22 protein-coding genes, 5 pseudogenes and 1 riboswitch are annotated in these 23,762 nt (G+C 39.9%); of the genes and pseudogenes, 6 read left to right on the forward strand and 21 right to left on the reverse strand.

Annotation, left to right across the window (positions count from 1 at the left end):
- Window positions 1-95: 95 nt before the first annotated feature.
- From HT719_RS03740 to HT719_RS03770, 7 genes and pseudogenes are all read right to left on the reverse strand, one after another.
- Window positions 96-1,838, reverse strand: coding sequence for an ABC transporter ATP-binding protein (locus tag HT719_RS03740; protein ID WP_172928279.1), 1,743 nt, complete (start codon window positions 1,836-1,838; stop codon window positions 96-98).
- Window positions 1,828-3,573, reverse strand: a complete 1,746-nt coding sequence (locus tag HT719_RS03745; RefSeq protein ID WP_119947593.1) for an ABC transporter transmembrane domain-containing protein — start codon at window positions 3,571-3,573, stop codon at window positions 1,828-1,830. Before HT719_RS03745 ends, HT719_RS03740 begins: the two co-directional genes overlap by 11 nt.
- A 54-nt stretch (window positions 3,574-3,627) precedes the next feature.
- Window positions 3,628-4,244 (reverse strand): annotated as a pseudogene (locus tag HT719_RS03750) (DUF421 domain-containing protein).
- A pseudogene (locus tag HT719_RS03755) lies at window positions 4,232-4,707 on the reverse strand (DUF3290 family protein). Before HT719_RS03755 ends, HT719_RS03750 begins: the two co-directional pseudogenes overlap by 13 nt.
- A 126-nt stretch (window positions 4,708-4,833) precedes the next feature.
- Window positions 4,834-5,475 carry an SdpI family protein gene (locus HT719_RS03760; RefSeq protein ID WP_172928281.1) on the reverse strand — a complete coding sequence of 214 codons (642 nt, stop codon included), beginning with the start codon at window positions 5,473-5,475 and terminating at the stop codon, window positions 4,834-4,836.
- Window positions 5,456-5,743: an autorepressor SdpR family transcription factor gene (locus tag HT719_RS03765; RefSeq protein ID WP_166727825.1), complete on the reverse strand. Its 288-nt coding sequence runs from the start codon at window positions 5,741-5,743 to the stop codon at window positions 5,456-5,458. Before HT719_RS03765 ends, HT719_RS03760 begins: the two co-directional genes overlap by 20 nt.
- Window positions 5,727-6,626, reverse strand: a complete 900-nt coding sequence (locus HT719_RS03770; RefSeq protein ID WP_172928283.1) for a type II CAAX endopeptidase family protein — start codon at window positions 6,624-6,626, stop codon at window positions 5,727-5,729. Before HT719_RS03770 ends, HT719_RS03765 begins: the two co-directional genes overlap by 17 nt.
- A gap of 219 nt (window positions 6,627-6,845) precedes the next feature.
- Here HT719_RS03770 and HT719_RS03775 point away from each other — a divergent pair, with 219 nt between their 5' ends.
- The 5 genes from HT719_RS03775 to HT719_RS03795 all read left to right on the forward strand — a co-directional run bounded on the left by HT719_RS03775 (window position 6,846) and on the right by HT719_RS03795 (window position 10,512).
- Window positions 6,846-7,673: an exodeoxyribonuclease III gene (locus HT719_RS03775; protein ID WP_172928285.1), complete on the forward strand. Its 828-nt coding sequence runs from the start codon at window positions 6,846-6,848 to the stop codon at window positions 7,671-7,673.
- Between the two features lie 11 nt (window positions 7,674-7,684).
- A complete protein-coding gene (locus tag HT719_RS03780) occupies window positions 7,685-7,828 on the forward strand; it encodes a hypothetical protein (protein ID WP_001809023.1) in 144 nt (47 codons plus the stop codon).
- The gene (locus tag HT719_RS03785) at window positions 7,828-8,067 is read left to right on the forward strand and encodes a glyoxalase (RefSeq protein WP_172928287.1); all 240 of its coding nucleotides are present in this window, start codon (window positions 7,828-7,830) and stop codon (window positions 8,065-8,067) included. The genes HT719_RS03780 and HT719_RS03785 overlap by 1 nt, the downstream gene beginning before the upstream one ends.
- Before the next feature lie 382 nt (window positions 8,068-8,449).
- Window positions 8,450-8,545, forward strand: a riboswitch (purine riboswitch).
- A gap of 123 nt (window positions 8,546-8,668) precedes the next feature.
- Window positions 8,669-9,250, forward strand: a complete 582-nt coding sequence (locus HT719_RS03790; protein ID WP_172928290.1) for a xanthine phosphoribosyltransferase — start codon at window positions 8,669-8,671, stop codon at window positions 9,248-9,250.
- Window positions 9,250-10,512 (forward strand): nucleobase:cation symporter-2 family protein, encoded by a 1,263-nt coding sequence (locus tag HT719_RS03795; RefSeq protein ID WP_172928292.1) that lies wholly within the window; start codon window positions 9,250-9,252, stop codon window positions 10,510-10,512. The genes HT719_RS03790 and HT719_RS03795 overlap by 1 nt, the downstream gene beginning before the upstream one ends.
- A 54-nt stretch (window positions 10,513-10,566) precedes the next feature.
- Here HT719_RS03795 and HT719_RS03800 read toward each other — a convergent pair whose 3' ends face one another.
- Window positions 10,567-12,057: a Sau3AI family type II restriction endonuclease gene (locus HT719_RS03800; protein ID WP_172928294.1), complete on the reverse strand. Its 1,491-nt coding sequence runs from the start codon at window positions 12,055-12,057 to the stop codon at window positions 10,567-10,569.
- 116 nt (window positions 12,058-12,173) lie between these two features.
- Between HT719_RS03800 and dcm the strand changes: the two genes are divergently transcribed.
- A complete protein-coding gene (gene dcm, locus HT719_RS03805) occupies window positions 12,174-13,439 on the forward strand; it encodes a DNA (cytosine-5-)-methyltransferase (RefSeq protein WP_172928296.1) in 1,266 nt (421 codons plus the stop codon).
- A gap of 63 nt (window positions 13,440-13,502) precedes the next feature.
- Here dcm and HT719_RS11530 read toward each other — a convergent pair.
- The 13 genes and pseudogenes from HT719_RS11530 to blpZ form a co-directional block, all read right to left on the reverse strand.
- Window positions 13,503-13,883, reverse strand: a pseudogene (locus tag HT719_RS11530) (DpnD/PcfM family protein); the annotation flags it as partial.
- Window positions 13,879-14,641, reverse strand: a pseudogene (locus HT719_RS03815) (DpnI domain-containing protein). The pseudogenes HT719_RS11530 and HT719_RS03815, both read right to left, overlap by 5 nt.
- A 139-nt stretch (window positions 14,642-14,780) precedes the next feature.
- Window positions 14,781-15,119: pseudogene (locus HT719_RS11535) on the reverse strand (hypothetical protein); the annotation flags it as partial.
- A gap of 257 nt (window positions 15,120-15,376) precedes the next feature.
- Window positions 15,377-15,727 carry a 30S ribosome-binding factor RbfA gene (gene rbfA / locus HT719_RS03825; RefSeq protein ID WP_001273603.1) on the reverse strand — a complete coding sequence of 117 codons (351 nt, stop codon included), beginning with the start codon at window positions 15,725-15,727 and terminating at the stop codon, window positions 15,377-15,379.
- Between the two features lie 250 nt (window positions 15,728-15,977).
- A complete protein-coding gene (gene infB, locus HT719_RS03830; protein ID WP_172928298.1) occupies window positions 15,978-18,863 on the reverse strand; it encodes a translation initiation factor IF-2 in 2,886 nt (961 codons plus the stop codon).
- A gap of 16 nt (window positions 18,864-18,879) precedes the next feature.
- Window positions 18,880-19,179 (reverse strand): YlxQ-related RNA-binding protein, encoded by a 300-nt coding sequence (locus HT719_RS03835; RefSeq protein ID WP_001041409.1) that lies wholly within the window; start codon window positions 19,177-19,179, stop codon window positions 18,880-18,882.
- Window positions 19,172-19,465: a YlxR family protein gene (locus HT719_RS03840; protein WP_000857562.1), complete on the reverse strand. Its 294-nt coding sequence runs from the start codon at window positions 19,463-19,465 to the stop codon at window positions 19,172-19,174. The genes HT719_RS03835 and HT719_RS03840 overlap by 8 nt, the downstream gene beginning before the upstream one ends.
- 21 nt (window positions 19,466-19,486) lie before the next feature.
- On the reverse strand, window positions 19,487-20,623 hold the full coding sequence (gene nusA, locus HT719_RS03845) for a transcription termination factor NusA (protein WP_172928299.1): 1,137 nt from the start codon (window positions 20,621-20,623) through the stop codon (window positions 19,487-19,489).
- A 43-nt stretch (window positions 20,624-20,666) separates the two neighbouring features.
- Window positions 20,667-21,146, reverse strand: a complete 480-nt coding sequence (gene rimP, locus HT719_RS03850; RefSeq protein ID WP_001808916.1) for a ribosome maturation factor RimP — start codon at window positions 21,144-21,146, stop codon at window positions 20,667-20,669.
- Between the two features lie 125 nt (window positions 21,147-21,271).
- Window positions 21,272-21,907: a tRNA (guanosine(46)-N7)-methyltransferase TrmB gene (gene trmB, locus HT719_RS03855; RefSeq protein WP_001266103.1), complete on the reverse strand. Its 636-nt coding sequence runs from the start codon at window positions 21,905-21,907 to the stop codon at window positions 21,272-21,274.
- Window positions 21,904-22,698, reverse strand: a complete 795-nt coding sequence (locus HT719_RS03860; protein ID WP_033688159.1) for a phosphotransferase family protein — start codon at window positions 22,696-22,698, stop codon at window positions 21,904-21,906. The genes trmB and HT719_RS03860 overlap by 4 nt, the downstream gene beginning before the upstream one ends.
- A gap of 162 nt (window positions 22,699-22,860) precedes the next feature.
- Window positions 22,861-23,472 (reverse strand): type II CAAX endopeptidase family protein, encoded by a 612-nt coding sequence (locus HT719_RS03865; protein ID WP_119946756.1) that lies wholly within the window; start codon window positions 23,470-23,472, stop codon window positions 22,861-22,863.
- A 29-nt stretch (window positions 23,473-23,501) separates the two neighbouring features.
- Window positions 23,502-23,750, reverse strand: a complete 249-nt coding sequence (gene blpZ, locus HT719_RS03870) for an immunity protein BlpZ (protein WP_016399200.1) — start codon at window positions 23,748-23,750, stop codon at window positions 23,502-23,504.
- Window positions 23,751-23,762 lie beyond the last annotated feature (12 nt).

Genomic DNA, 23,762 nt, shown 5'->3' on the forward strand with positions numbered 1-23,762 from the left:
TAAAGTCGGGATTATACCACAAAATGGAAAAGGCGGTGAAAGAAATCTGTAATTTGAAGGATTTCCTTCTTTTACTCAATGAAAATCAAAGAGTGTTAGGACATGGCCCCTGCCTGCAAGCTATACATCTTGTGATAGGTTCCTCCCAAGGCCAAGAGTTCTTCATGAGTTCCACTCTCGATAATGCGCCCCTTGTCCAAAACATAGATGCAGTTGGCGTCTTGAATAGTAGAAAGGCGGTGAGCGATAGCAATAGTTGTTCGGCCCTGTCTCATCTTCGCCAGAGAAGCTTGAACCAAGCTTTCTGTTTCAGAGTCAATATTGGCGGTCGCTTCATCCAAAATCAGGATTTTAGGCTGGCTGGCAACTGTTCTGGCAAAGGCAAGAAGCTGTCGCTGACCAGTTGAAAAACTCGATCCACGCTCAGACACAGGGGAGTCGTACCCCTTAGGAAGTTCTTGAATAAAGGAATCTGCATCCACAAAGGCTGCCGCAGCCTGAACCTGATCATCACTGATTTCTTGGTACATGGCGATATTGGACTTAATAGTTCCATGATAGAGAAAGGGTTCCTGCAAGACCAAACCGATGTTTTTTCTCAGCTCTTCTTGACTGAAATCCCTGATATCCACATCATCCAAGAGAACTCTCCCTGACTGGAATTCATAAAAGCGCATGAGGACATTGATAATCGAAGATTTCCCCGAACCTGTATGACCTACAAAGGCAATGGTTTCACCCTTGTTGACCGAAAAAGAAATATCATCCAGAATCGGATGTTTGCCATCATATGAGAAACACACATGTTCAAAACGAATATTGCCTTCTTCAACCTCAACCTGACTATTTTCTTGAAGAGGCTCATAGGTTGCCTCGTCAATCAAGGCAAAGACACGGCCTGCAGACACCATAGACGTTTGCAGGGTTGAAAAGTTTTGCGTTACTTCAATCAGGGGATCAAAGAGACGGTTGATATACTGGATAAAGGCATACATAGTTCCTGCCGTTATTCCCAGATAAAGTCCACGGTAGCCAAAATAAGCCATTAAGACAGTATAACCTAGGAGTTTCAACAAACTCATAGCAGGGCGCAACAAGAGGGCATCAAAGGCTACAGAGCGGTTGGCATAGACCAAGTGTTCTTGGTTAATCTCATCAAATTCTGCCTGCTGGCGCTTTTCTTGATTAAAGACCTGGATAATCCTAATTCCTTCGATATTTTCTGCCAGCTTACTATTGATATCTGACAAGAGACTTCTGGTTTTCTCGATAATCTTGACTGATTTTTTACGATAGAGATTGACCAAAAGGAAAATCAAAGGGAGAAAGAGCAGGACTAATGCTGTCAAACGAAAATCCAACACCAACATGGTATAAAGGGTTGTCAAAAAGATAAAAATTGCTGAGATAAAACTGGATAAAATCCCCGAAAACATATCACTGATTGTCTCGGTATCATTAGTCAAACGAGAGACGATAGAGCCTGCTGGCGTCTTGTCAAAATAAGACATGCCTAGCTTCTCCATATTGGCAAAGGCATCGCGACGAATATCCCTCACAATACTGTAAGACACCCGTACAAAGAGAAGATTTCCGACATACTGAACCAGAGTTTGCAGGATATAGAGACCATAGTAGGCCAGCAACACTGTCACAGCGAGTTGATTGAGATTGCTGAGATACTGGTCGATAAAGTGGGAAGCCACAAGGGGAATGACACTTTTAATGACCGTAGTCGCTAGGAGAAAGCTGAGTGCCAAAAAGGTCAGAAGACCATAAGGCTTGAGATAAGATATCAAGCGCTTCAATACAGCCCATTGTTCTTGTTTATTCTGCATCTTCTTCTCCCTTCATTTCCAGCTGCTGAGACTGGTAGGTTTGGGCATACCAGCCATCCAAAGCTAGCAAGTCTTCGTGCCTGCCTCGTTCGATGATTTGACCATTTTGCAGGACTAAAATCAAATCTGCATGGACAACTGCACTGAGGCGATGAGCCGTAATAATGGTTGTCTTGTCCTTTCGCGTCTCCTTAAGGTTGTCGATAATCGCATACTCTGTCTTGGCATCCACGGCCGACAAAGAATCATCCAAAATCAAGATATCAGGGTCTAAAATCATAGCCCGACTCATAGCCAGCCGCTGCTTTTGCCCACCAGAAAGACTGACTCCCTTTTCACCAATCAACGTATCAAATCCCTGTGACATGGCTACAATGTCTTGGTAAACTTGAGCTAGCTTAGTCGCTTCCTCGACCGCTGAAATGGGCAAGTTAGGATTGCCAAAGCGAATATTGTCTAAAATCGAAGTCGCAAAGAGGAACTGGTCCTGAGGGACGTAGCCCATAAGACTGCGAAGGTCTGTCAAACGATAATCCCTAATATCGTGACCATTTAGATAAATAGCTCCCTTATCCACATCGTACTCACGCAAGAGGAGTTTAATCAAGGATGTTTTCCCAGAGCCTGTCTGCCCAACCAAGCCCAGGGTTTGCCCTTTTTCCAAACTAAAGTGAATATTGGTCAGCGTTTCCTCGTTTTCAAAAGCAAAGTTATCAATAGCATACTCCAAGCGCCCGTTTTCAATACCATCCAGAGGAAACTCGGAGTCTTTTACAGATGATTCCTGAGACAAAAGATTCTCAATCCGCTGGTAAGAAACCTTTCCTCGCTGAGTGATATTAAAGAGGAAACCAATAGCCATGAGAGGCCAGACCATCATATCCAAATAACTAATAAAAGTGACCAAATTTCCAACTGTAATCTGCCCCTCCCGAACCATCAAAGAGCCGACTAAGAGTGTTAAAACATAGGATAATCCAACAAACAAGAGAACCATTGGGTCAAAGAGTCTATCGTATTTCATGGTTTGGAGATTCTTTTGGAAGGTTAATTCATTGACTGCCTGAAAGGACTCCAGCTCATCTGCCTGATAACCAAAAGACTTGGTCACTTTGATACCTGATACAGACTCCTGAACCTTGTTATTGAGTTCAGAAAAGGCATCCTGTGACTCTCCAAAGACCTTATGAGTCTTTCTTCCCAAACGACTGGTCGCATATGCCATAAAAGGCAGGGGCAAAATTGCAACTAGAGTCATCTGCCAGGAAATGCTAAAGAGCATGGTCAGCAAAGTCACTAAAGCTGTAATAGAGGCATCCACCGCAGATATAACACCACCACCTGCAAGACTCGTCAAAGAATTGATATCATTGGTTGCGTGTGCCATCAAGTCCCCCGTCCGATAGGTTTGATAAAAGGCTGGAGACATCTTTGTAAAATGCTCAAACAAGCGAGACCTCATAATCTGCCCCAGACGGTAGGATGTCCCAAGAATATACATACGCCAAACATAGCGCAGATAGTACATACCAAAGGCCGCAAGAAGCAAGTAAAATAGGTAAATAAGTAGTTCATTCTGAATTAATTGCCCCGATGTGATAGCATCAATGATCCGCCCCATGACCATTGGGGGAATAAGGTTAAGGACAGAAACCAAGACCAAGGCCACAATTCCGACTAGATAACGGCGTTTTTCTAGCTTAAAAAACCACCAGAGTTTTTGAATAATGGACATAAAATTCCTTTCTAGTTCCAAATGGAAACCTGAGACTCCGACCCCAGGTTTTTCTTATTCATAGGTTACAACTGTAACGTCACCTTTGTCATACTCAGCGATAAAGATATTGGCTACATTGTCATGCCCTTGTTTGCCGAGATTATCAATCAACCACTCTTCGCTACAGCCAAGCGATTCCAAGACTTCTACTTGGATAACACCATCAGTCACAATTAGATACTTAGGATTTTCATCTCCCATTTGGACCACGATGAGTTGGTCATTTTGCTCCTGCACAGCTCGTTCAACTTGCTTCATCTGGAAAATCCCTTGGCTACGAAGTTTGAGGGTTACATCCACCCCAAACAAATCAACCGAACGACAGGCTTCTAGGTCAATCTTCTCATGTTTGATGAGGAGAGTTGGCTTACCATCAATCAAACATTTCACAAAACGAATATTATGAAGCCACTTGAGGGTCAAAACCAAAATAGTCCACATCAGTAAAATCACCTCGTACTGCAAAATGCTGATAGAACTATTGTAAATCACCCCACCAATGATAGCACAGAGAACATAATTCTGAATTTAATCTGTCGCAGAGTTAGGTGCTAAGTTCCCCTTTCCTATCACATTGATAACAAAACAAGTGAGAAGAGCCCCAAGGCCAGTTCGATTACAATTTCCATACAGTTGAGTGTCTCTTGTTTACCTTCACCAATTCAATAACGTCTGTTTGATGCAATTCTAATTTCTTTAAAAGATACTTATCTAATTCGCTCTCGTTCATGGCGTGGTAGAAATCTGAACCGACCTTGACAAGTTCTCCATCAGTAACTGCAGAAGTATTGACGTAAACTTCTGATTTATCCACTCCCAAGTCTTTAGAAACAACCTCTATGAAATGAAGTTTGAAATTGGTTGTTAGAGGCTTAATTGGTCTGATATTTTGAGATTGTCACCAAAAGCATGGCCATCAAAGTCAAGACAAAAATCATGACCAATTCACAAAATCTAGTCACCTTTTTTATCACGATACGCCTTGAAGGCAAAAAATCCTGTGATAGCTAGGAGCACAATCCCAAAGCCAACCATGATACCATTTTGCTGACCGATTTGGCTGAGTACATAGTCATAAGAGTAGAATTTCATGTATTTTCACTCCCTTTCATAAAATCATTCTTAATTATAAACAAAAGAGGATGATTTTTCAAACCATACGTTGGGGAAATAGACTTATCAGACCAACTTCTCTAACTAATGACTCAAATACCTGTTTCAAGATTCTAATTTTGATAATTGATAAGAATAGACACTAGGAATTATCACTACAAAGAAAAGTGTCAAGAAGAATACCCAGTAAACATATAGTTGCACAAAGGAGTTTAGAAACAATAACAATCCTCCTAATACCCAAATTTTTCCAGCTAATCGATGTGTTTTTCTCCAGTTTTTATCACTCTCCAAGGTCCACGGAAGTCGAATACCGATTATATAATTTCGGTGTGTTTTTGGTAGATAATTTCCAATTACGATCATCACGACTCCCATAAAAATCTGAGCTAGAATCCCGCTCATCATGGAATAACCCAAAGATTCTCCGAAGATAGAAATCATTAATAGACAAGATACAAAAGGAATAATCCAGTAAATCAAAACTTGTATTTTTGAACTGATATTGCTAGATTTAGGATCCTTAATTATTAAAAATAGAAGCAACCAATGCATCAAAAGCATGAGAGTCGGTAATCCAAAGATAGCAGACATTTTATGATTGTAGCCATCTGCTTGACCCAGTAGATTAAAATGAGTGGGTATCTCCTCTGGTAATTGATTCCAGAAAACACAACCTACAAGGGAAGGTAGTAGGATGAGAATGCTCGTAAATAATAGCAATTTCTTATTGATTTTTATCTTCATCAAAATAATCTCCTTTCAGATCTGCTAACCAAACCATTATATCCTCTAAAACCGATGTATTTAACTCATAGTAAATAAAGTTTTTCTCTCTCATTTCATGAATCAAATCTGCTGCTTTCAAAATCGTGAGATGGTGTGAAATAGTTGCACTAGTCAACTCGAATTGACTGGCAATTTCTCCTGCAGATAATCTACCCGCTTTGAGTAAATTTAAAATCTCTCTCCTAACTGGATGAGATAAGGCTTTAAAACTATTTGCAAAACTCATAATGACTCCTTTCCCTTTGTAATATTAGCAGGGCTAGGACTAAGCAAGGTAAAACTGATAGTATTCCTGTCGGTGATGGGCCTAAAATCAAGAGGCTTGAAACTTTTTCTCCTGGTAATTGAAAGAGTAACCCAATACCTGCAGTTGCATTGATTGCCCCATGAAATAGGGCAGAAGCCCAGATAGAACCTGTCTTTTCCAACAACCAGCTTAACAATATTCCTAGGCTAAAACAAAATAGAAACATGGCGACAACTCCTAAAACGGGATAAGAAAAATAAGATAGTCCATAATTATAGCCTTGCAAATTGATTGGTAGATGCCAAAGACTCCAAATGAGACCAAGCAAGACATGAGTCTGGACTCTTGAAAAGCGTCCTCTTAGCACTGGGTAAAGATAGCCACGCCAACCAATTTCCTCCCCTAATGCAAAGAAACTATTAAGAAAAGGAGCGTAAGTCAAACTAGCTAGGATTTGAATCAAAGCCAAGAAAGATAAGGGAATGGCTGATTGAGAGACACCTTTTTCTTGTAAAATAGCTTGAATAGATTCAAAACCAAGGCTGAAATTGCTAGGAAATACAAGAAAATAAAGTCCCGCTCCTAAAAAACTGATGACTGCTGGTAACCAGATAGCTAGTAAGTAAAAGCGCCAGTTGCTCTTGAGATTCACGACTAATTTAGATTTGATTCCACTAGGTTGATTCGTGATTTTCCCTAAAATAAAGACTGCAAGTGCAGGCATCCACATGGCTACAATACTAGCAAGCTGACTCCATGGAGAATTTAGACCAACACCACTTAGCCATAGTGCCAACCATATTATCCAAGCAAGGGCATAAGCCAAGACCACAAAAAGAAGGATTGTTCTCTTATTTGACATATATGTAACGTCACTTTCTATTTAGATGTTTTTCTAAATAACATTATACACCTTTCTATTCTAAACACAAGAGCTATTTAGATTTTTTTCTAAATAGTTTAGGGAATTTTTATTTTCTCAGGATAAAGTCTAAAGAGTAATTTTTCAAACCATACGTTGGGGAAATAGGCCTTTTTTTGGTATAATAAAATCTATAATCTGAATGAAAAAGGTAACTTTATGAAACTTATCTCATGGAATATTGATTCCCTAAACGCTGCCCTAACTAGTGACTCAGCTCGTGCCAAATTGTCCCAAGAAGTCCTACAAACCTTGGTCGCTGAAAATGCTGATATCATCGCTATCCAAGAAACCAAGCTTTCTGCTAAGGGTCCTACAAAGAAACACTTGGAAATTTTAGAAGAACTCTTCCCAGGCTACGAAAACACGTGGCGCTCTTCCCAAGAGCCTGCCCGGAAAGGCTATGCTGGTACTATGTTCCTTTATAAGAAAGAACTCACACCCACTGTCACTTTCCCAGAAATCGGTGCCCCTTCTACCATGGACTTGGAAGGTCGTATCATCACTCTAGAATTTGATAAATTTTTCGTGACCCAAGTTTACACTCCAAACGCTGGAGACGGCCTCAAACGCTTGGAAGAACGTCAAGTCTGGGATGTCAAATATGCGGAGTATTTGGCTGAACTAGACAAAGAAAAGCCAGTCCTTGCGACCGGTGACTACAACGTAGCCCACAATGAAATCGACCTTGCAAATCCTGCTAGCAACCGCCGTTCACCTGGATTTACCGACGAGGAACGTGCTGGATTTACCAACCTTTTGGCAACTGGATTTACGGATACCTTCCGCCATATTCATGGCGATGTTCCGGAACGCTACACTTGGTGGGCACAACGCAGCAAGACTTCTAAAATCAACAATACAGGCTGGAGAATCGACTACTGGCTCACAAGTAACCGTATCGCTGACAAGGTCACTAAATCTGATATGATTGACTCAGGTGCTCGCCAAGACCATACACCGATTGTCTTGGAAATTGACTTGTAAGGATTTTCTATATGGACTACAATGCGGTCATTCCCGAGTTTCTTGTATCGAATATCGAACAGTCCCGGTCCTTCTACTGTGGTTTACTGGGTTTTAGGATTGAATACCAACGTCCAGAAGAAAACTTTCTCTTTCTCTTGAAGAGTGTCAACTAATGTTAGAGGAGGGAACAAAGGATCAACTAGCTGAACTGACCTACCCCTTTGGTCGTGGAGTCAATCTCTCCTTTGGCATAAAGGATGTTTCAAAACTCTATCAAAAAGTGATGGAAGCTGACTATCCTATCCATCGTCCCTTAACCAAAAGAAAGTTTCGTGTTGGAGATCACTATATCTATCCCCATGAATTTGCAGTTTTGGATCCAGATGGCTATTTTTTAAGATTTAGCGAGTAGAATAATAAAGATTGGGCAAAAGTCTTTAAAGTTAGAAAGAGGCATATTGTCAGGTGTCTAAAAACTTGATAGTATGCCTTTTATGATGGAAAAATCTTCTAATACTCTTCGAAAATCTCTTCAAGCCACGTCAACGTCGCCTTACCGTAGGTATATGATACTGACTCTGTCAATTCTATCCACAACCTCAAAACAGTGTTTTGAGGTTGTGGATAGCTTCCTAGTTTGCTCTTTGATTTTCATTTAGTATAAATGTTGGCCAATAAGTTGATTTTTGCCCATTTTTATTATATTTGTTCGTTTTTTAAACCAAAACACTAACAAAACAGTTGATTTCTAAAGTTATTTAGTGTAAAATAAAAACATTGGCTCAAGCCTATTTGAAATTGAATATCATGTTACTTGTTTATGTCGTGAATTGGCACGACGTTTCTACAAGGTGCCGGAACACCTAACAATAAGTAAGTTAACTTGGAGATATGGCCGTTTTTGCCATGCCTATTTTGGGGACTTACTTAGGGATTAAGTAGATCCTTTTTCTATTTCTTGCTGGAAACTATAAACAAGCAAATGGATTGGCTTTTAGACTTTAGGAGGTCTTATGAAATTATTAGAAGAGCGCATCCTCAAGGATGGGCATATCTTGGGTGATAACATCCTCAAGGTGGATTCCTTTTTAACCCACCAAGTTGACTTTAGCTTGATGCGAGAGATTGGTAAGGTTTTTGCGGAAAAATTTGCTGCTGCTGGCATTACTAAGGTTGTGACCATTGAAGCGTCAGGCATTGCCCCAGCCCTTTTTACAGCTGAAGCCTTAAACATTCCCATGATTTTCGCTAAAAAAGCTAAAAACATCACTATGAATGAAGGCATCTTAACTGCCCAAGTCTACTCCTTTACCAAGCAGGTAACCAGCACCGTTTCTATCGCTGGAAAATTCCTCTCACCAGAGGACAAGGTATTGATTATCGACGATTTCCTTGCTAACGGCCAAGCTGCTAAAGGCTTGATTCAGATCATCGAACAGGCCGGTGCCACAGTCCAAGCTATCGGTATCGTAATTGAAAAATCTTTCCAAGATGGCCGTGATTTGCTTGAAAAAGCAGGTTACCCTGTTCTATCACTCGCTCGTTTGGATCGTTTTGAAAATGGTCAAGTCGTATTTAAGGAGGCAGATCTCTAATGCAAACTCAAGAAAAACATTCGCAAGCAGCCGTTCTTGGCTTGCAGCACTTACTAGCCATGTACTCAGGATCCATCCTGGTTCCCATCATGATTGCGACAGCCCTTGGCTATTCAACGGAGCAGTTGACCTACCTGATTTCCACAGATATCTTCATGTGTGGTGTGGCAACCTTCCTCCAACTCCAACTCAACAAACACTTTGGTATTGGGCTACCAGTCGTTCTTGGAGTCGCCTTTCAGTCGGTCGCTCCCTTGATTATGATTGGGCAAAGCCATGGTAGTGGTGCTATGTTTGGTGCCCTTATCGCATCAGGGATTTACGTTGTTCTTGTTTCAGGCATCTTCTCAAAAGTGGCCAATCTCTTCCCATCTATCGTAACAGGATCTGTTATTACCACGATTGGTTTAACCTTGATTCCTGTCGCTATTGGAAATATGGGAAATAACGTTCCAGAGCCAACTGGTCAAAGTCTCTTGCTTGCAGCTATCACTGTTTTGATTATCCTCTTGATTAACATCTTTACCAAAGGATTTATCAAGTCTATCTCTATTTTGATTGGTCTGGTTGTTGGAACTGCCATTGCCGCTACCATGGGCTTGGTTGACTTCTCGCCTGTTGCGGCAGCACCACTTGTCCATGTCCCAACTCCACTCTACTTTGGGATGCCAACCTTTGAAATCTCATCTATTGTCATGATGTGTATCATCGCAACGGTGTCTATGGTTGAGTCAACTGGTGTTTATCTGGCCTTGTCTGATATCACAAAGGATCCAATCGACAGCACGCGCCTTCGCAACGGTTACCGCGCAGAAGGTTTGGCCGTACTTCTCGGAGGAATCTTTAACACCTTCCCTTACACCGGATTTTCACAAAACGTTGGTTTGGTTAAATTGTCAGGCATCAAAAAACGCCTGCCAATCTACTACGCAGCTGGTTTCCTGGTTCTCCTTGGACTCCTTCCTAAGTTTGGCGCCCTTGCCCAAATCATTCCGAGCCCTGTCCTTGGTGGTGCCATGCTGGTAATGTTTGGTTTTGTATCTATTCAAGGGATGCAAATCCTCGCTCGTGTTGACTTTGCTAACAATGAACACAACTTCCTTATCGCAGCTGTATCCATCGCTGCAGGTGTCGGTCTAAATAACAGCAATCTCTTTGTCAGTATGCCGACAGCCTTCCAAATGTTCTTCTCAAACGGAATCGTCGTAGCCAGCCTACTTGCTATTGTCCTCAATGCAGTATTAAATCATAAGAAGAAATAAAAAAAAGAGGTGCGAACCTCTTTTTTGTTTATCACAAGTTGATTATAAATACAATCAATCCCAATTCCCATCTAATATTTCTTTTATAAACTTCTTAGGCATCCAAAAGGAGTGTTTTGTAATCCTACGCCCATCTGGAAGTTCATCCGTATCAGATAATGAGCCTTTCCCAACAAATTTTCCTTTTTCAATTTCATAATAAGCATTGGTAGCATGTAATTTCGTAAATAGGATTCTATTTATCTTACTTTGAGGGAAATTAGTTGAAACTTTATTACCATTTTGAGTTAATTTAACTCCGTCAGAAATAATTTGTCTAGTTTCCTGCCACACTCTTTGGATTTCTTCTAATTGTCTATCCTGAAATCCCCAAAATTTGATAGAATCTAATACAAATAGCTTAGGTTCAATTTCCTTAAAAATAACGAAGAGGAACCGTTTATTATAAATTTCATTATAAACATGTGATGATTCCCAACTATCTATTGCTGCTAGTTCTTTAAAATAATAAGTTTTAAATGGGGAGTCTTCCTTAGGTAAATTATTCTTATCTACTCGAATGACTCTCAAATTCATGTTTGCTTTTTGAAATTCTTTTGTCTTATCTAAATCCCCTGTTAAGCCTAAAATTTTTCTAATCAGAGTACTATTCTTACCTTTTGCTTTTGGATTCACTTCAAATCTATCATATAACTCTTGTTCAGAAAAACCTTTGTAGGAAAGAATTTTCTCTGCAATAACCTCAGTAAATGATTTTTTCTCGCCCCTAAAATTAGCCAGAACACTTTCTTGATCTGATTGGTTAAAGATTTTATGATTAATCAGGTAGGTCATATAACTTGATTTTAATTCCCAAGCTCTTTGTTTTGCTAATTCATGACTAAAGGGTTGTTGTCTTAAATCCTTTCCTTTACCTGCCCCTTTTGTACAAGTTGATAAATAGTTTCCATCTGATTCTGATAATTCATGCGCCCTTCCATTTTTGATTTTATTTGTAATCTTCTGATAGTCTTCAAGGATGACTGCCATATCCTCCTCAAACCATTCATATAAAAATATTTTTTCAATGACATAGTCCTTCATTGTTTGATTAGGAATTAAGCCATTGTAAAACAATAACAAAATCTTTGCACATTTGTTCCATAAATGAGTGGAGTAAAAATCCTCTAAATTTTCCTCCATATAGTTTAGTATTGTTAATACAAGTCGTTCTTTGGCACTAAGTGTCCCATTTTTGTTTATCTTAAAAGGAGTAACTTTTAATTCTACACCTATTTTTTCAAAGTCAGCTTCCGAGTCACTATTTGGCTGGTAACCATAGAAATATTTTTCAATATAATTTCCATACTGCCCTTTTGACTTCATACTAATTGCTTTATCTTGTACCTCAGAGACTACTCTATCATTATAATCGTCATATGATTTATAGAGTGAACGATTATACTCTTCCATAACATCGGAAAATTTTCTATTTAATAGTTTGTGAGAATATTCAATAACACTATCGATATCTTCATCGTTATAGTTAAATAAGTTTTGATCCATTTTCTTCTCCTATCTTTTATATTATATCAAATTAAACTAAAGCAAACATTAATACTTGATCAATCATTGAAAATAGTATATAATGGATTAAACTGTAAAAAAATGAAGGAGAAAAGATGAAAGTTCTCGAACTATTTGCTGGAGTTGGCGGTTTTCGGATAGGATTAGAGAATGCCGATAAGCAACTCTTTAAAACAAAATGGGCAAACCAATGGGAACCATCTCGTAAATCTCAAGACGCATTTGAGGTCTATGATTATCACTTCCCCAATAGCGAAAATATCAATATTAGTATCTCTGATATAACAGACGAACAATTTTCCAAGATGGATGCCGATATGATTGTCGGTGGTTTTCCTTGCCAAGATTACTCTGTTGCGCGTAGCAAGAAAAATGAGAAAGGTATTGAAGGAAAAAAAGGAGTTTTATTTTGGGAAATCATTAGAGCAACGGAAATCATTAAACCCAAATACTTAATTCTGGAAAATGTGGATAGGCTTTTAAAAGCGCCCTCAAAACAGAGAGGACGTGATTTTGCAATCATGCTCACAGCTTTTAATAATCTTGGATATTCTGTAGAGTGGAGAGTTATTAATGCTGCTGAGTATGGAAGAAGCCAACGAAGACGTCGTGTGTTCTTTTTCGTATATCGCAATGATACAGTCTTTGCCCAAAAAGTTGACAATCTTTACGAAAAAAATGAAGAAATCTTTGAAGATAATAGGTATGATGACTATATTTTCAATCAAGGTCTATTTGCGAAACAATTTCCTATTAAACCTATAGCAGTTAAAAATCGTCATGTGTTTTATGAGTTACCAAATGATATAGTTGAAGTTTCAGATACTTTTACTGGTACTGTTTGGAATACAGGAATTATGAGACATGGAAAATACTATTCTATTGATACAGAACCTAACTACAATGGTAATCCGATTACTCTAGGAGAAATTCTTCAAGATGAATCTGAAGTACCTGAAAAATATTTTTTAACTGATCAGGCTAAACTAGAAAAATTTCAATATCTTAGAGGACCTAAAAAGATTGAACGAACATCCTCTGACGGACATCAATACATCTATTCAGAAGGAGGAATGTCCCCTTATGATGATTTAAACCTTCCAGGACGAACAATGCTTACATCCGAAGGAACTGTTAATCGTTCCACACATTTATTATTTGTAAACAATAAATATAGATTAATTACCCCTATTGAAGCTGAACGCCTTCAGGATTTCCCAGATGATTGGACAGCTAAAAAGAAACTATCTGACGGTTCTATTGTAGAGGTATCTGATAAAATGAGAATGTTTTTTATGGGAAATGCTTTGGTTACTGAGATTGTAAAAGAAATTGCTAAATTTATTAAAAAAATTGATTAATTTATCTGAAACTAAAAAAGAGGTGCGAGCCTCTTTTTTGTGTGACAAAATAAAAACATCTATCTAATCATATATGCTAGTGTCATAGTTCTGAAAATCATCTGAATCAAGAACAATTTCACAACTCTTATACTTTTCTCTTACAAGTCGTTCGGCTTCATCTGGATTTTCAGCCTCTATACTTACTAAACGTGATAAAGTTTCTGTAATTTCTACTGTATACTTTTTCAGTTTTAAATTGCTTTCCAATCATTCACTTATTAGCAATAATCTATATAGTTTTGGGCTTTCCAACCACTCTGGTAATTCATCTCCATATTCCCAGCTATATTTTTTATTCAATAAAAAAAGTTGTTTCTCATCACCAAACTCCATATTTTCAGACAACCACCTCACACAATCAGGGTCTGATAAAGTATAAACCATTACACATAAGTTTTCATAATTTCCGATACTTTCCTCTACCTTTAAATTCTATTATTTCTTTGTCTCTTAATATTTGAAGCTGTTGCCTAATCTTTTCTTGGATATGATTGTTCTTAACAAAGATATTTTTTAGGTCACTTTCAAAACGATACATATCTTCAAAGGTAAATTCTGAACCCTCTATCTTATCTATACAATTTAGAATTTCTATTGTCCAACCTCTTACTGAAAGAGAGTTCTTCCTTAAAAATAAACTTTGCTTAAATTCTTTTGTAACTTTTTCTGGATCTCTAACTTGTCCATTTTTCACAAAAAATATTCTTCCTTTAGAAAGTACTTGTGATAAATCAATGTTACAACCAATCCAACCTGCTCGTCTAGCAGTTGGCGCAAGTGGCTTCCTTTGAATAATTGATTTCGGTGTAACAAATTGCTTCGGAAGGACAAGAAAATTATTTACCTCAAAATTTTTTGTATAAGTTAAAAAAGAAATTAGGATTATTATCTACCTGCACACGCTACATCATCGTTGCATAAGCACCATCATTGATTGTTGATGAAAAATTTCCTTTTTTGCTCTTTAGTTCAAACTCCTCACTACAATGATTACAGTAAAAATCTGCTACAGGTCTATTATTTTCAAAATGATTTAAAGGATTTTTCCCACAATTAGGGCAATAAGACTGACGATAAACCCAATCCTCCATTAAGATACGTGCCTTCTGACTATTACTTTTATAGGTTTCTACTAGTTCTAAATTAAATTGTAATTCCATTTAAAAATTCCTCACTAATATGAGAATTCACTCGATATAAGCAATTAAAATCTACTATAACTAGTATACCACATATATGTACCTATTACATTTGTATTTCATCATTCTCTTTTATATTTCCTTCTCACATATCTCATAAAATATACCCTAGTTCTTGAGCTAATTTTAAAGAAAAAGCATAAAATTGAGCTATATTCGCTGGTATGGTAATTGCCATGGCAAGTCCACCTGGTAATCCTGCAACAACAGAAGTCCCACTCGCTAATAAAACATTATCCCTAATACAGGCATTAGCCACTCGATCTAAGATTTCTTAAGATAAGAGAGACGTTGGGCCTTGTTCTAATAAGGTAGGAATGTCCTGTGAATCTAATTCTTTGGAAAACTTATCCACTAAAAACTTCGAACGATCAACCTTAACAACAGGTAGTTTCACCACTTGTTGCAATACTTGCATAGCTAAGTCTTGTTCAGCCATATAAATACCTCTTTCTCTTGTATCTTTATCTCATAATATCACACTATCTAAATTTTATAAATCTTTTTAATAATTTTTAATACTCTTCGAAAATCAAATTCAAACTACGTCAGCTTCACCTTGCCCTACTCCAGTACAGCCTGCGGCTAGTTTCCTAGTTTGCTCTTTGATTTTCATTGAGTATAAGTCTAGAAAGATTCCCCCATCATGTTTTATTGCCTTTTTCTCCACCAAAAAAGAGGGGCAACCCCTCTTTCTTAGTTCTTATCCAGATTGCGTAGCATCTCGTCAATCTTGTTTCCATACTCGATGGACTCGTCTTTGACGAAGGTCAAATCTGGGATTTTGTACAATTTCAAATTGCGACCAAGTTCACGTTTGATGGTACCAGTTGCTTTTTCAAGCCCGATTTGGACTTTTTGGTTATCCGAAGCAAGGTTACTCAAAATGGTGTAGTAAACCTTAGCAACAGACAAGTCACCCAGCATCTGAACATCTGTGATGGTCACACCTTGGACACGTGGATCACGGACTTTCTTTTGCAAAATCTCATTGACTTCACGCTTGATTTCCATGCCCACACGATCTGTACGGAAATGATTTGCCATGATATTCCTTTCTCTACTTTGAACCAAAAGCTAGGCCAGCAGACCTAGCTATTTTAAACTTCTTGATTTTCAGTTTAAATTGAAACGAAGTTCAATTTGAAGTCATCTGCTTCTTTCGCCGTGGTGAAAGTGATGGAACTGATTTATCAGTCCCATCACAGGGGATTTTTGAGACCCTAGGCTCAAAAATAAGCAATGAAACCATCGGTTTGCTTGCGTCCCTCACCACCTAAGAAAGGAGCAAAAAATCTTATCTCTTGATTTCTTCCATGACATAGGCCTCAATCACATCATCCATCTTAATATCATTGTAGCCGTCGATCATCAATCCACCTTCACGGCCGTTTGTAACTTCCTTAACGTCGTCTTTATAGTGTTTCAAGCTTGCGAGTTCACCATCATAGATAACGACACCATCACGGATAACACGGACTTTAGAGTCACGGGCAACCTTACCGTTGATAACCATAAATCCACCGATAGTTCCCACTTTAGACACCTTGAAGGTTTCACGAATAACTGCTTCACCGATAACTTTTTCTTCAAATTCTGGATCAAGCATCCCTTTCATAGCTTCTTCCATCTCTTCGATAACCTTGTAGATAATGCTGTGAAGACGGATTTCCACATCGTCAGCTTCTGCTTGTTGACGAGCTTGTGGTGTAGGGCGTACGTTGAAACCAACGATAAAGGCATTTGAAGCTTCGGCAAGGGTCACGTCAGATTCATTGATAGCACCGACCGCTGAGTGGACGATGGTCACTTTGACACCTTCCACATCGATTTTCTGAAGTGATGCAGAAAGGGCTTCAACAGAACCTTGTACGTCAGCCTTAATGATAACGTTAACAGACTTGAGTTCACCAGCTTTAAGGGTATCAAAGAGGTTTTCAAGGCTAACACGTTGGGTAGCTTGACGTTGTTTCATGAGGGCACGTTTGGCACGCTCTTCACCTGCTGCACGCGCAGATTTTTCATCTTCGTAGACAGCAAAGTGGTCACCCGCCATTGGCGCTTCGTTCAAACCTGTGATTGAAACTGGCGTTGATGGACCTGCTACCTTAACACGACGACCAAGGTCATTGGTCATAGCACGGACACGACCGAAGGTATTTCCGACAACGATTGGGTCTTGAACATTCAAGGTACCTTGTTGAACAAGAAGGGTTGCGACCGCACCTTTTCCTTTATCCAAGCGCGCTTCGATAACTGTACCGATAGCACGCACTGTTGGGTCTGCCTTGAGTTCTTGAATTTCAGCTACAAGAAGGACTGTTTCCAACAATTCTTCGATGTTTTGGTTGAATTTAGCTGAGATTTCAACAAATTCAGAATCTCCACCCCAAGCAGTTGACATAACTCCATGCTCTGCCAATTCACCGATAACGCGTTCTGGGTTAGCACCTGGTTTATCAATCTTGTTGATAGCTACGATGATTGGAACATTGGCCGCTTTTGAGTGGTTGATGGCTTCGATAGTCTGAGGCATAACCCCGTCATCTGCCGCTACGACCAAGATCGTAATATCGGTAACAGAAGCACCACGCGCACGCATAGATGTAAAGGCCGCGTGTCCCGGTGTATCAAGGAAAGTAATCTTCTTGCCATTTTCCACGATTTGGTAGGCACCGATATGCTGAGTGATACCACCTGCTTCACCTGTCGCAACACGAGAATTACGAAGGGTATCTAGGAGTGTTGTTTTACCGTGGTCAACGTGTCCCATGATAGTTACAACTGGTGGACGCTCAACCAATTCATTTTCATTGAGATAACCATCTTCGACAAAGAAACGTTCGATGTCAGCATTATCCACTTCAACCTTTTGTTTGGCTTCGATACCGTAATCCACCATGAGGAGTTCAATTGTTTCCCCATCCAAGGATTGGTTTTGTGTGGCCATGACACCCATCATAAAGAGTTTCTTAACAATTTCAGCTGGTTCACGTTTGATACGTTTTGCGATTTCCGCAACGGTCATACCATCTGTATACTCAAATTCTGTTGGCAATTCATGGAATTTACGCTCTGTAACAGGTTTTGGAGTCTGATTGCGGTTGTTCTTGTTATTGCCTTTTTTGTTCTTTTTGTTGTTATTCCAGTTACTATTCTTTTGATTTCTCACTTGATTTTGACTACTTCGATTCTTTTGTTGTTTTCTAGGACCATCTTCTTCATGATCATAATCGTCACGATTTTTGTCTGGTCGAGCTTGTTTTTTACGACGTGTATCCACTGCAGGTTCTTTTTTCTCAGGGACGACTTCAACCACTGCTTGAACTTGCTGTGCTTGTTGCGCCTGTTCAGCTAACTTAGCCACCTCTTCAAAGATTTCCTCTGGCTCCTTGCGTTTGTTAGCTTGGGCCAAGGCTTCTTTGGCAGCCTGAGTCTGCTTGAAACGCTCCTCACTTGAACGTGCATATTCTGCATTTTGCTCTGCTTTTAGGGCAGCTGCACGGGCTTTAAAGTCAACACGTGGAGCCGCTTGATTTGAACGTTTGTCCTCTTGTTGACGGCGTTCATTACCACGACTTTGCTGACCTTGCTGTTTCTTAGCTTGGTCATTAAAGCGACGATTGTCGCGGTTGCCTTGACCTTGTTTTCCACCATTACGGCCGTCGTTTTTCTGACGGTTGCCGTTTTGTTGTTGGTCACGACTATTGCCTTTATTTTGCTTGCGTCGCTCTGCCTGCTCTTTAGCACGGGCTTCACGCTCAGCCTTGAAATTACGACTTTGCGGTTTAGCTGCTGCTTTTTCTGTTTTAGGAGCAACTGGTTCAGCCGCTTTTGCCTCTTCCTTAGCTACAGCTGGTTTAGCTGGCTCAGATTTTTCGGCTTTCTTTTCTGCACTTGCTTTTGGGGCTGCAGGTTTTGCCTCTTCCTTAGCTACAGCTGGTTTAGCTGGCTCAGATTTTTCGGCTTTCTTTTCTGCACTTACTTTTGGTGCTGCAGGTTTTGCTTCTACTTTCGGAGCAGCTGCAGGCTTAAAGCTGGCAGCAATTTTTACAGCGACAGCTTCTTCCACACTTGATGAGTGGCTTTTCACATCCAAGCCCAACTCTTTTGCACGCGCTACAACTTCTTTACTTTCTTTTCCAAGTTCTTTTGCGATTTCGTACAATCTTTTCTTAGACAAATCATGTCCTCCTCTTCTATTCCATAAGAGACCTCATTTTCTTTGTAAATCCAGCATCTGTTACAGCCAAAACCTTTCTCGATTTCCCGACTGCTATGCTTAATTCCAGTGTTGAAAACACGGTTACAATTTCTACTTGATAATAATGACTTTTATCTTGAATCTTCTTGGTCAGATTGGGTCCAGCATCATGAGCTAGAAAGACCAACTTGGCCTTGCCGTCTTGAATGGCCTTGACCACCAATTCTTCACCCGATATGATGCGCCCTGCTCGCTGAGCAAGCCCCAAGAGATTACTCATCTTTTGCTTATTCAAGTCCCAACTCTCTTCTTTTCACTTTGTGATCCACATAAGCGATCAACTCGTCATAAAAGCTTTCTTCCACTTCCATGCTAAAGCTGCGGTTAAAGACCTTCTTCTTTTTCGCCTCTAGGGCTTCTGCATTGTCTAGTTTGATATAAGCGCCGCGGCCATTGGCCTTGCCCGTAGGATCAATAAAGACTTGTCCTTCCTTGTTCTTGACAATGCGGAGCAAATCACGCTTATCAATCACTTCGTTAGACACAACAGACTTGCGCAAAGGGATTTTTCTTGTTTTCATCTTTCCCTCCTCTAGCAGCTTTTATTCTTCTACAGTATCGTTTTCTACTTCCAACTCTACTGAAGCAGCGTCTTCCATGGCTTCAAATTCGCTAGCAGACTTGATATCGATACGGTAACCAGTCAAGTGAGCCGCCAAGCGCACGTTTTGTCCACGACGACCAATGGCAAGAGAAAGCTTATTATCTGGAACAACCACCAAGGCACGTTTGCTGTCGTTTTCATCAAAGATAACTTGGTCAACCTCAGCAGGAGCGATGGCATTGTAGATAAATTCAGCTGGATCTGCTACCCACTCGATAACATCGATATTTTCTTCGATTGGTACCATGCGGTCATTTTTAGCATCGTAACGAGCTGGGTGGAATTTGCTAGTAATCTTCTTGATATTAGCACCACCACGTCCAACGATTGTACCGATAGCATCCACGTTTGGATTGTGGCTACGAACAGCAACCTTCGTACGGTCACCTGCTTCACGAGCCACGCTCATGATTTCAACAGTTCCATCATAAACTTCTGGAATTTCTTGCTCCATCAAACGTTTGATCATTTCTGGATGGCTACGGCTAACAAAGACGTTCACACCACGAGGGTTGTCTTCAACCTTGTAAACATAAACTTCGATACGATCATGAGAAGCAAAAACTTCTCCAGGAATTTGGTCTTGTTTTGACAATTGGGCTTCGATGCTACCAAGGTTGACATAGATAAAGCGGGTGTCAAAGCGTTCTACTGTACCAGACATGATTTCTTGCTCATGTTCTTTGTAAGTATTGTAAGTGATGGCACGTGTTTGCTTGCGCATTTTTTCCATGATGGTTTGTTTGGCAGATTGGGCTGCTACACGACCAAACTCAGCTGGTGCTTCTTCAAACTTGATTTTGTCTCCAAGTTCATAAGCTGAATTAATGGCAAGAGCATCTTTCAAGCTGATTTCCAAACGGCTATCAAATACTTCATCAACAACTTCACGGACAGTGTAAACGGTAAAGTCACCTGTTTTTTCGTTAAAGTCAATGGCTACGCTGTCTGATTGACCATAGCGTCTGCGATAAGCGGAACGAAGCGACTCTACTACTGCGTCGATGATGTCTTCTTTTTTGATTCCCTTGTCTTCTTCCAAAATGCGGAAGGCCTCTAGCATTTCTTTACTCATGTTTTCTTCACTTTTGAATCCTCAAAAGCTATCCTTTCTTTTTCTATAATTTAACTGCTAAACGTGCTTTTGATACTAAACTGTATGGAATTTGGACAGTTTTCTTACGTGTCTTGTCCATATATTCCATGGTCAACTCGTCCTCTTCAAAGGCCAACAAGGTTCCTTCAAAGACCTTTTGCTTATCGATGGCTTGGTAGAGCCCGACATGGATGTATTTCCCAACCGCTCCAGCGACGGCATCCTTGGTTTTCAAAGGACGTTCCAAGCCTGGACTGGTAATTTCTAGGAAATATTGTTCTGGGAAGGGATCTGGCTTGATGGTATCTAGGACAGGACTGATCATTTCTGTCAAGTCTGCCGTGTCGTTCAAGGTAATTCCTTCAGGTTTATCTACAAAAATACTGAGAATCATGTCACTGCCAATCTTTCCATACTCGATATCCACGAGTTCGAAAGGCGCTTCTATGACAGGTTCTACAACTTCTCTGACTAATTCTACGATTGTTGCGATTGCGTCCACCTCCTCATAAGCAAGAGGCGAAGATATTTCCCCGCCTCACTTTTCATATTCTTACTCTTAGTATAGCACGTTTGCCAACTTATGTAAAGCAAAAGCACTTATACAGCCTGATTTCAGGCTAATTCTTAAAATTCTGCCTCAACTCGGTAGATAACTTGCCCCTTGTTGGAGAATTTTTGCTCGTATTCTGTCATGACATTGCCTTCAAAATCACTGGCATGTAAATCAAGCCAGACACCATTGAGCTTCATGCCATACTGAGAAAAGCTCACTAAACTGTACTCAAACAAGCCACGGTTATCCGTCTTAAAATGAATTTCTCCATTTTCAGGCAAGATACGTTTGAAGGTATCCAAGAAGGTCTTGTAGGTCAAACGACGCTTTTCATGGCGTTTTTTCGGCCAAGGATCTGAAAAGTTCAGATACAAGCGATCAATCTCACCGTCTTCAAAGTAGTCAGTCAAGTCAGAACCATCTACCCACAAGAGCTTGATGTTAGGCACTCCAACTTCAAGAACCTTGTCCAAAGCGTAGCTCAAAACAGACTTTTGAATATCAATCCCGATATAGTTGATGTCAGGGTTTTGCTTGGCCATACCTGAAACAAAGGCACCCTTTCCACTTCCAACTTCCACATGAATGGGATTGTCGTTTCCGAACAAGTTCCGCCATTTCCCCTTGGCTTCTAAGGGATTGAGGACCACATACTGGGGATTTGCCTCTAGTAATTCTGTCGCCCCTTTACGATTTCTAACTCTCATCTTCTCTTTCCATACTTGTCTCGGAAGTGACGCAAGCCATGGATCTCCCGATTGACATTTTCTAAATCTTGGTTCATATAATACTTGGAAATCTGGCTCAAATAAGACAATTGACCGTACCAATACAATTTAGTTAATACCGTCTGATTGTACTTGTAACCGTAGTAGGTCAACCATTCCTTCCACTGATGTTCTGGAATATAATGGCAGAGCATATGGGCCACATCAAACATGCGATCGGTCAAGCGAACCGAATCCCAATCTACCAAATAAATCAAGCCACTATCTGTCTCAATCCAATTACTATGTCGTACATCTCCATGGACGATGGTCGCATGGTCCTCTCTAAATCCTGGAATAGTCTGACGTAAATCAGCCATCACTTCACTGATAAAATGATTTTTACGCAAAGCATCTGGAGCCGTTTCTTGCCAAGACTGCAGTAAATCTACAGGTGTTTCCATGGCATAGCCCAAACGACTCAACTGTGTCATCAACGGACGTGAGCGATGAAGACGGGTTAAAATATTGACGATTTGCTTACGATTCATATCATATGGGGTTAATATCTTGCCTGTCAACCATTCTTGAGCACACATATCACGTCCATCTGCCAAACGGCGACTCCATAATAATTGTGGAGCAATTTGTTCTCTAGCTAGACCAGGTAGGATTGGAGAGGTGTTCATTTTTACAAAGATACGCTTCCCATCAGGATAGCTACCCATATAAGCCTTGCCACTTTTCCCAGGTATGGGAGTCAGTGTTAGCTCATTATCACCCAAATCCATTTTTTTCCTCCGTATAAAGTTTCCTTACTATTCTACTAGTTTTTGGCCTATTCGTCAACCGCTCCACACCTGATTCTCAAAGAAAAGCATCTGGATTGGCTTGGGCTATCATTCTAGAAATAAAAAGGCAAGCACCGTCTTCTGCTTACCTTTTCATAATTTTTATAAATAATATAAGAGTGGCCAACTGTTGTAAAACATGTGGACAAGAGTAGAAACCCATAAGTTTTGGCTCTTTTTATAAGCAAAACCCAGGAACAAACCCCCAAGTAGATAAAAAATAAACGAAGGGACATTAGAAGGTCCATGCATGAAAGAAAAGAGAGAGGAAGTTAGCACAAGCCCTAACCAAGAATTGTCAAAAAACGCACCTTGAAGAAGTCCTCTGAAAATGAGTTCCTCCTGGATGGGGCCAAAAACTGAGGAAGTCAAAATCAAAGACAGGGAAATTCCTCTGCTGACTTCCGCCAAGTGTTGAACTCCTGCGCCAGAAGAAACAGCAAAGAAATGAATATAAACCAGCGTCTCAAGCACACTTAGAAGAAAGATTGCAATGAAAAGCAAAAGTTCTTTCTTGTTTAACATCCCAAAAGAAATCATTTCAAACTTTCTAGCATAAGCAACACTCAGCGAGGTTACTAGAAGACTTACAAGAATCAATGCAAATTCATTTTGAAAAAAGTCCCCATGGTTAATCGTATAAGGAACTGTAATGACGATTATTAGTACTAAAAATCCAAAGCACAAGGCATGAAATTTATCAAAAAACTCCATAAAATTATCCTCCTCACCAAACAGACTTCCTACGCGTCATCCTTTAGCTCTAGTCTTTCCAAAACAAACCATTTTAGTAGCCAAAATCCGACCACATAACCAGCCCCTAAGAAGATAGCCATTAAAGATAGCATGGGATTCAGGAAATAAAAGACCACAACAGATACAAAGGTTAGCACAAAAACATTAAAGGCAATGGTGTCAGAAGCCAAGACTAGAATATAAGGTGTCAACCAATCTAAGGTTTTTGAATCTAGGAAAAATAAGTGTTTATACATGATAACCTCCTC

It is taken from the genome of Streptococcus sp. k-378, from assembly GCF_013277505.1.
GTDB classification, from domain to species: domain Bacteria; phylum Bacillota; class Bacilli; order Lactobacillales; family Streptococcaceae; genus Streptococcus; species Streptococcus pseudopneumoniae.